We start from the raw sequence: 8,932 nt of genomic DNA, 5'->3' as shown, positions 1-8,932 counted from the left end.
ATCACCGTCAGCATCGACAAGGCCACCGTCACCGGTGCGCCGCTGGAGAACCTGCAGATCGGTACCCCGGCGACCGTTCAGGTCACCGACACCATCAGCAAAGTCACCGCTGTCCTGTCGGTGGACAACACCGCTGTAGTCGAAGGTGGCAAGATCACCTACACCGTGACCCTGATCAGCGAAGACACCAAGCTGCCGGTGACTGGCCACGGTGGTGTGACCGTCACCCTGACCGGTGGCACTCAGGTCACCATCAACCCGGGCTCGGCGACTGGCACTGTCAGCATCAATGCCCCGGATGATGTTTATACGGGCGGTCAGGACACCATTACCAAGTCGATCACCGGCATTGCTGTCGCTGGCGACAAGGTCTTCGAAAACCTTGTGGCAGGTACCAACTCCGTCAGCACCACGGTAAGTGACGAGCCAAGTGGCCAAGGTGATATTGCCAAGGTCAGTATTACCGGCACCACTTCGCTCACCGAAGGCGAAACTGGCGCTTACACGCTGACCCTGACCCACGCCTCCAAGGCCGAAGTCACGATCACCCTCAGCTACAGCGGCACCGCCAAAAACGGTGAGGACTTCACCGGTGTCACCACCGTGAAGATCCCGGCCAACAGCACAGGCACCACGTTCAACATCGCTACCATCGACGACAAGCTGGTCGAAGGTACCGAGAACTTCGTGGTGAAGATCGAAACTGCCACCGGTGGCAACTTCGAGAACCTGCAGGTTGATAGCAGTAAATCGAGCGTGACTACCACCATCCTCGACAACGACAACCTGCCGGTTTCACCTGGTGGCGCGGTGTTTGGCGTGGAAGACACCGACTACGTGTTCGCCTGGAGTGATTTCAAAGTCACCGATGCCGATGGCAACACCGGTCTGTCCGTGACCATTACTTCGATCCCTGGTGCCGGCAACCTGCAGTTCTTCAACGGTACTGCCTGGGTGAATGTGACCGTTGGCCAGGTGGTGAGCCAGGCTGACATCATTGCCAAGAACCTGAAATTCGTTCCGCTTCTCAACCAGTCGGGCTCGGATAACTACGGTGGCAATGGCGTGGGTAACCAGAAGGCTGACTACGCACAGTTCAAGTACAAGCCGAACGATGGCACCAACCTGGGCACAGAAGTGACCATGAAGGTCGACATCAGCCCGGTAGCCGACAAACCGACGCTCAGCTTCGGCAGCGCCGATATCGACTCCAAAGGCCTGACCAAAGAAGTCTGGACCAGCCTCAAAGGCCTCGGTACTGGCGGCAATGGCATTACCGGTGAGGACCTGAAGACGGTATTTGCCAACTCTGGCAATGCCAACTCCAGCAGCACCACTACCAACGTGCAGTCCGATGGCAGCGTCACTGCTGGCACCGGTTCGAAAACGTCGGGCCTGATCTACCTGGAAGCCGGCAAGACCTACACCTTCAGCGGTACCGCCGACGACAGCTTCGTGGTCACCATTGGTGGCAAGACGGTGGTCACGGCCACCTGGGGTGCCGGTGGCCAGGTTTCGGGTACCTTCACCCCGAACACCAGCGGCTACTACCCGATCGAGGTCTACCATGCCAACCAGTCTGGTCCAGGCAGCTATGACCTGAACATCCAGGTAGGCTCGGGTGCGGTCACTGACCTGAGCAGCTCGAACATCAAGATGTATCAGAACGTGACCGAGATGGCCAACGCCGGCTTGGGCGTGTCCGATCTGCACACCGTGAATGGTCAGAGCTACTACGACGGCTACAAACTGAACGAAGGGCCGGAAGGTGGCTCGGTGAAACTGGTTGGTATTAATACTGCCCTGACCGACACCGACGGTTCCGAAACCCTGAACGTTAGCCTCAGCGGCATTCCGAAAGGCACTGTACTCAGCGATGGTGCAGGCCACACGGTCACAGTAGGCAGCGCACCGGTGGATGTGACCGGCTGGAAACTCAGCGGCCTTACCCTCACCCCACCGACCTACTACAAAGGCTCGTTCGACATCACGGTCACCTCGACTGCCACCGAAAGCCTGGGCGGTTCGGCCATCACCACCGGCAACATCCCGGTGACGGTGTACGGCGCAACCTACAAGGCCAGCGTGGGTACTTCGGGCAATGACACACTGACCGGCAGCGAAGGCAACGACATCATCGTCGCCGACGTGTCGGGCCTGAACGTGGTGGCGGGCAAGAACTACAATATTGCGTTCATCGTCGACAGCTCCGGCAGCATGACCGATGCGTCTATTGCCGCAGCCAAGGCCCAGCTGGCGTCTGTGTTTGCCACCTTGAAAGCCAGCCTGGGCTCGGACACCTCGGGTACGGTCAACATCTTCCTTGTCGACTTCGACACGCAGGTCAACAAGAACGTTGCTGTGAACCTGGCCGATCTTAACGCCTTGAATGACCTGCAAGCGGTCCTGAAGTCGATGCAAGGCGGGGATGATGGTGGTGGCACCAACTACGAAGATGCCTTCAAGACCACGGCCAACTTCTTCAAGAGCACAGTTGCGATCAGCAATACCGGTGCAGAGAACCTGACGTACTTCATCACCGACGGTAAGCCGACCTATTACCAGCGAAATGAAGTAACCGATAAACGCCTGTGGACTGGTGGCAAAACGCTTGACGAAGTAGTCAATGTCAATAACTACAAAGCTGGGGGCACGTTCAGTGAATGGGCCGATTCGACTCACAAGGTCGACATCAGCAGTGCTGGCGTTGTCAAGGTATCGACGTATGGCTACAACTGGTGGGGCAGCTGGGGTGTAACTTCCACAGAGACTGTGGGGACCATTCATGCCCAAGGGGACGGCACATATGAGTTCTCCAGCCTGGGTGGCACAGGTAGGGGGACTAGCTCGAACTGGTCCGATTCAGCATCCAATACGACTGATAGCTTCACGCTGCTGGGCGGCAGCACCACCTTGCAAGGCTTGAGCAAGGTGCAGGCGATTGGACTGAACGATGATGTCAGCCTCTCCGACCTGAAGCCCTATGACAGTGCCGGCAAGCCGCAGACTAATATCGATCCTTCCAATCTGGCCAGCGCAATCCTTGGGCATACCGAGGCAACGCTGCCAGGTGCAGACAGCATCGATGGCGGCAACGGCAACGACATCATCTTCGGTGACCTGATCACCCTCAATGGTGTCGTCAGCGAGGGGTATCAGGCCCTGCAGACTTACGTTGCGCAGAAGAGCGGTGTCGAAGCCAGTGCTGTTACCACCAGCAACGTGCACCAGTACATCACCGAGCACTACACCGAGTTCGATATCTCCGGTGCCAACGATGGCAAGGACTTCTTGTCCGGCGGCAACGGCAACGACATCCTCTTCGGCCAAGGTGGTAACGACACGCTCGATGGTGGCCGGGGTAACGACATCCTGCTGGGCGGTACTGGCAATGACACCCTGATCGGTGGCCACGGCGACGATATCCTGATCGGTGGCAGCGGTGCCGACACCTTCGTGTGGAAGGCGGGTGATTACGGCAACGACGTGATCAAGGACTTCAAGGTAGGCGAGAAAGACAAGATCGACCTGAGCGATCTGCTGCAAGGTGAGAAGGGCAGCACGATCGACAACTACCTGAAACTCACCACGGTGGAAGGCACTACCACGTTGCAAGTCAGCAGCGAAGGCAAGCTCAACGCCGCAGGTGGTATCGCCAACGCCGACGTGACCATCAAGCTGGAAGGGGTGAACTGGTCCAACACCACGATCAACTCGTTGATCAGCGGTGCTGACCCGACCATCATCATCCACAACAAAGACAGCTGATGCGCTGGAGGGCCGCTTTGCGGCCCTTTCGCGACACAAGGCCGCTTCCACACGGGTCTTTCCCGCAATCTGCTGACAGCGCATACTCTGGCGCCGGGCCTGCGCGCCTGGCGATCTTTGCCTATGCTGCTGTCTACCAACAAGGAACCAACGTGACGAGGGACACCGCCATGTTCTACGTGCAACGCGACGCCACCGGCCAGTTGCTGCGGGTAGAAGCAGCCGCTTTTGACCAGTTCACCGAAATGCTCCCCGCCGACCATGCCGATATCCAGGAATGGTTTGCCGATGACGTCGTGGAAAACAGCCTCAACCAGCTCAAGCAAAGCGACCTGGACATGATCCGCGTGCTCGAGGACCTCATCGACGTGCTGACCGCCAAGGGCGTGTTCAAGATCACCGACTTGCCCGCCGGCGCCCAGGCCAAGCTGCTCAACCGCTCCACCGCGCGCAAGGCGCTCAGCAGCCTTAACAACCTGATCGACGAAGAAGAGCAGGGCGGGCTGATCTGACAGCTGGGCAGCCCCGGCGACCGTGATATGGTTATTCTTTAAAGGTATTTAAAATATCGCACTTATGACTTTATAGTCACATCCACTGCGTACCCGTCGACCAATCGATGCGCCGCACGACTTGAACCCACACGGGAAATCCCCGTGCGTTTCTGATCGTTGCGCGCTCTTGAAGTCGCGCACTGCGTGGGAGTGATAAATGTCAGCCGCCTCGAACGCCTTGTCGACCATCGACAGCGCCCAGCCGCAAGTTTTCGAAATCCGCCCGTTCTCCGGTGCCGTAGGCGCCGAGATCATCGGCCTGGACCTGGCCAAACCGGTCAACGCCGAGGATTTCGGCCGTATCCATCGCGCCCACCTCGACCACCATGTGCTGGTGTTTCGCGACCAGCGCATCAGCCCGGAACAGCAGATAGCCTTCAGCCGCCGCTTTGGCGAGCTGCAAATTCATGTGCTCAAGCAGTTCCTGCTCACAGGTCATCCCGAGATCCTGATCGTTTCCAACATCATCGAAAACGGCCAGAACATCGGCCTGGGTGATGCCGGCAAGTTCTGGCACTCCGACCTGTCATACAAGGCGTTGCCCAGCCTCGGTTCCATGCTGCATGCCCAGGAACTGCCCAGCGAAGGCGGCGACACGTTGTTCGCCGACATGCACAAAGCCTGGGACGCCGTACCCGGCGCCCTGCGCAAGATAGTCGAGGGGCGCAGTGCTGCTCACTCCTACACCGCCCGGTACGGCGAGACCAAATTCGAAGGCAACTGGCGCCCGACCCTGACCGCCGAACAGTTGGCGCAGGTACAGGAAGTCATTCACCCCGTGGTGCGCACCCACCCGGAAAACGGCCGCAAGGCACTGTTCGTCAGTGAAGGGTTCACCACCCGCATCATTGGCCTGCCAGACGACGAAAGCCGCGACGTGCTGCAACAGCTATACGCCCTGAGCGTGCTGGAGCAGAACACCTACCGCCACCAATGGCAGCCCCACGACCTGGTGTTCTGGGACAACCGCTCGCTGATCCACCTGGCCACCGGCTGCCCCGCACACCTGCGACGCAAGCTATACCGCACCACCATCCAGGGCGACGCCCCGTTCTGACGACTGAGGACATCTTCATGCGCAAATCCATCAGCCGCCTGGCGGCAAGCATCGGCCTGGGCGCGAGCCTGGTCGTCGGCACCCTGGCCGCCCCCGCAGTGGCCCAGGCCGAAGGCAAGATCCGTATTGCCGAACAGTTCGGCATCGTCTACCTGCTGCTGAACGTGGTGCGTGACCAGCACCTGATCGAAAAGCACGGCAAGGAGCAGGGCATCGACATCGAGGTCGACTGGGCTCAGCTGTCGGGGGGCTCGGCCATCAACGACGCACTGTTGTCCGGCTCGGTGGACATCGCCGGTGCGGGTGTCGGCCCCCTGCTTACTGTGTGGGACCGCACCAAGGGTCGGCAGAACGTGAAGGCGGTGGCCTCGCTGGGCAACTTCCCGTACTACCTGGTCAGCAGCAATCCCAACGTGAAGACTATCGCTGACATTTCCGACAAAGACCGCATCGCTGTGCCAGCGGTGGGTGTTTCGGTGCAGTCGCGCTTCCTGCAGTACGCCGCGGCCCAGCAGTGGGGCGACAAGGAATACAACCGCCTCGACAAATACACCCTCGCCGTACCGCACCCGGATGCTACCGCCGCGTTGCTGGCGGGCGGCACCGAGCTGAACGGGCATTTCTCCAACCCACCGTTCCAGGACCAGGTGCTGGCCAACAAAGACGTGCACGTGGTGCTCAACAGCTATGACCTGCTCGGCCCCAACTCGCCGACCTTGCTGTTTGCCACCGAGAAATTCCGCAAGGACAACCCCAAAACCTACAAGGCCTTCGTCGACGCCCTGGCCGAAGCCGCAGACTTCGCCCAGAAAGACAAGGCCGCTGCCGCCGACACCTACATCCGTGTGACCAAGGCCAAGATCGACCGCGACGCGCTGATCAAACTGATCGACAACCCGCAGTACGAATTCACCGTCACGCCAAAGAACACCTACAAGCTGGCCGATTTTCTCTATCGGGTCGGCGCCATCAAGCACAAGCCGGAATCGTGGAAGGATTACTTCTTCCAGGATGAACGCCCGCTGCAGGGGAGCTGATCGACCATGACCGCCCCATTGCCAGGCCACACGGCCAGCAACCTGAGCCGTGTCGCAACGCCGCCTTTGCTCAAGGTGGATAACCTCAGCCTCGAATACCGCACCGCACAACGCGTGGTGCGGGCCACCCACCAGGTCAGCTTCGAAGTCGACCGTGCCGACCGCTTTGTGCTGCTGGGCCCCTCCGGTTGCGGCAAGTCCACCTTGCTCAAAGCCGTAGCCGGTTTCATCCAGCCGCAGGAAGGGCAGATTCTGCTGCAGGGCGAAGCGGTCCGTGGCCCCGGGCCCGACCGCATCGTGGTGTTCCAGGAGTTTGACCAACTGCCGCCGTGGAAAACGGTGAAGCAGAACGTGATGTTCCCACTGCTGGTGTCGGGCCAGCTCAAGCGCGCCGATGCCGAGGAGCGGGCGCTGCATTACCTGGAGAAGGTTGGCCTGGCCGCCTTCGCCGATGCCTATCCGCATACCTTGTCGGGCGGCATGAAGGCACGCGTGGCGATTGCCCGGGCCTTGGCCACGCAGCCAAAGATCCTGTTGATGGATGAGCCGTTCGCCGCCCTTGATGCGCTGACCCGGCGCAAGATGCAGGAAGAGCTGTTGCTGCTGTGGGAGGAAGTGCGGTTTACCCTGCTGTTCGTGACCCACTCCATCGAGGAGGCGCTGGTGGTCGGCAACCGTATCCTGCTGCTTTCGCCACACCCGGGGCGGGTGCGGGCTGAAGTGCACAGCCATCAGTACGACCTGGCGAGCCTGGGTGGCAGCGACTTCCAGGCCAGTGCCCGGCGTATCCACCGCTTGCTGTTTGATGAGGCAGATACCCCGGAAAAGCCCAACGACATTGGCTTCAACGCTATTCGCATTGCCTACTGACAGGAGCTTCAGCCATGACCACTACACCTGTACGCCAGGAATACGAGGTGCAGCTGCAGCCCCTGCTCAGTGTGCCTCTGGAACGACAACTGCCGTTGGCCCAGCGCCTGTGGCAGCAAGGCTGGCTGCGCAAGGCAGTTATCCTGCTGGTGATCGCTGTGCTGTGGGAGGCCGTCGCCCGCTATCAGGACAACGACCTGCTATTGCCTGGCTTTGTACAAACTGCCGCAGCGCTGTGGGACGGCATGATCAGTGGTGAACTGCCGGCCAAGGTTGGCGTGTCGCTGGTGATCCTGCTCAAGGGCTACGTGCTGGGCATCGTCCTGGCCTTCGGCCTGACCAGCCTGGCAGTTTCGACCCAGCTGGGCCGGGACCTGCTGGGCACGTTGACCTCGATGTTCAACCCGCTACCAGCCATTGCCCTGCTGCCGCTGGCTTTGCTGTGGTTCGGGCTGGGCGACAACAGCCTGATCTTCGTGCTGGTGCATTCGGTGCTGTGGGCCTTGGCGCTGAATACCTACGCGGGCTTTCTTGGCGTCTCGGAAACACTGCGCATGGCTGGTCGCAACTATGGCCTGAAAGGGCTGCGACTGGTGCTGCACATCCTCGTGCCGGCGGCATTGCCATCAATCCTGTCGGGGCTGAAGATCGGCTGGGCTTTTGCCTGGCGCACCCTGATTGCCGCCGAGCTGGTGTTTGGGGCCAGCAGCGGTAAAGGCGGGCTGGGCTGGTACATCTTCCAGAACCGTAACGAGCTGTATACCGACAAGGTATTTGCCGGGTTGGCCGTGGTGATCCTGATCGGTTTGCTGGTGGAAGGGTTGGTGTTCAACACCCTGGAGCGGCTGACCGTGCGGCGTTGGGGCATGCAGCGCTGACCTGCACTGGCCCTGTCGCCGGCAAGCCAGGTACTCCACAGGTCGTGAGGCTTGTGGAGTACCTGGCTTGCCGGCGATAGGGCCAGTACAGCTATCAAGTCAGGTACTGAGCTGCCGCATTGCTCAGGATCTTGCCAATTTCTTCCCTCAATACCGAAGGCTGCTCCACCACCAACCCATCCCCATGGCTCAGCAGCCACCAGCGCAATGGCCAACCGTCACTCACCGTGGCCCGCAACCGATGCCCATGCTCCAGCGCCGTCAGCTGCATGTCGCTGCTCAACGGCGCATCGCGCAACTGCCGCGCCAGTGCATCGCTGATTCGCGCCACCAGCTCCACGCCCTCACCCTTCGCCGGTTGCAACGCATCCCCCCGCAGGTGCGTCAGCAAATCGAAGTTACCGCGCAACTCACCCACCGCACTCGCTGACCAGTGCCAGCCAAACGGGATGCTCTTGTCATTGCGTTCCAGCGGAAAGATCAGCGACAGCTCATTGAGGTCGCGCTCTACAGTGCGTTTGCTGACCGTGAAGCCCACATCGCGCAGCCCCCAGACAAGCTCGGCGCTGGTAATACCTGGGGAGCGGCTGGGCAGCTGGCGCAGCAGTGCCCACTGACGGCTGAGAGTGGCGCGAGTGGTGGCGAACGGCAAAATGTAACGTCCTTGTCTAGGCTTGCCGCAATAGGATGGCGGCACGCGTGTTGTATGGCAATTGGCCACAGCCTGCTCAGATCAAGGAACTCGCATTTGGTTGCCATGTACCGAAT

At 60.2% G+C, this 8,932-nt stretch carries 6 protein-coding genes and 1 pseudogene; 6 read left to right on the top strand and 1 reads right to left on the bottom strand.

Annotation, left to right across the window (positions count from 1 at the left end; all coding sequences use genetic code 11):
* Positions 1-27: 27 nt before the first annotated feature.
* The 6 genes and pseudogenes from LU684_RS11360 to LU684_RS11335 form a co-directional block, all read left to right on the top strand.
* Positions 28-3,768, top strand: a pseudogene (locus LU684_RS11360) (immunoglobulin-like domain-containing protein); the annotation flags it as partial.
* Between the two features lie 170 nt (positions 3,769-3,938).
* A complete protein-coding gene (locus tag LU684_RS11355) occupies positions 3,939-4,280 on the top strand; it encodes a hypothetical protein (protein WP_016484321.1) in 342 nt (113 codons plus the stop codon).
* Positions 4,281-4,479: 199 nt separating this feature from the next.
* Entirely contained in the window at positions 4,480-5,379 is a 900-nt protein-coding gene (locus tag LU684_RS11350) for a TauD/TfdA dioxygenase family protein (RefSeq protein ID WP_016484322.1), read from the top strand.
* A 17-nt stretch (positions 5,380-5,396) separates the two neighbouring features.
* The gene (locus tag LU684_RS11345) at positions 5,397-6,416 is read left to right on the top strand and encodes an ABC transporter substrate-binding protein (RefSeq protein ID WP_060518129.1); all 1,020 of its coding nucleotides are present in this window, start codon (positions 5,397-5,399) and stop codon (positions 6,414-6,416) included.
* 6 nt (positions 6,417-6,422) lie between these two features.
* A complete protein-coding gene (locus tag LU684_RS11340; protein WP_016484324.1) occupies positions 6,423-7,286 on the top strand; it encodes an ABC transporter ATP-binding protein in 864 nt (287 codons plus the stop codon).
* Between the two features lie 14 nt (positions 7,287-7,300).
* On the top strand, positions 7,301-8,164 hold the full coding sequence (locus LU684_RS11335) for an ABC transporter permease (protein WP_016484325.1): 864 nt from the start codon (positions 7,301-7,303) through the stop codon (positions 8,162-8,164).
* Positions 8,165-8,258: 94 nt separating this feature from the next.
* Here the strand turns inward: LU684_RS11335 and LU684_RS11330 are convergent, their stop codons facing one another.
* The gene (locus LU684_RS11330; protein ID WP_016484326.1) at positions 8,259-8,816 is read right to left on the bottom strand and encodes a WYL domain-containing protein; all 558 of its coding nucleotides are present in this window, start codon (positions 8,814-8,816) and stop codon (positions 8,259-8,261) included.
* Positions 8,817-8,932: the final 116 nt, after the last annotated feature.

Source organism: Pseudomonas sp. NMI542_15 (assembly GCF_021283425.1).
Lineage (GTDB): Bacteria > Pseudomonadota > Gammaproteobacteria > Pseudomonadales > Pseudomonadaceae > Aquipseudomonas > Aquipseudomonas fortuita.
Note: the sequence above shows the minus strand (reverse complement) of the source record. Positions and strands in the feature narration are given on the sequence as shown.

Coding starts and splice junctions, on each gene's coding strand:
- LU684_RS11355 (WP_016484321.1), top strand. CDS start 3,939: ATGTTCTACGTGCAACGCGACGCCACCGGCCAGTTGCTGCGGGTAGAA.
- LU684_RS11350 (WP_016484322.1), top strand. CDS start 4,480: ATGTCAGCCGCCTCGAACGCCTTGTCGACCATCGACAGCGCCCAGCCG.
- LU684_RS11345 (WP_060518129.1), top strand. CDS start 5,397: ATGCGCAAATCCATCAGCCGCCTGGCGGCAAGCATCGGCCTGGGCGCG.
- LU684_RS11340 (WP_016484324.1), top strand. CDS start 6,423: ATGACCGCCCCATTGCCAGGCCACACGGCCAGCAACCTGAGCCGTGTC.
- LU684_RS11335 (WP_016484325.1), top strand. CDS start 7,301: ATGACCACTACACCTGTACGCCAGGAATACGAGGTGCAGCTGCAGCCC.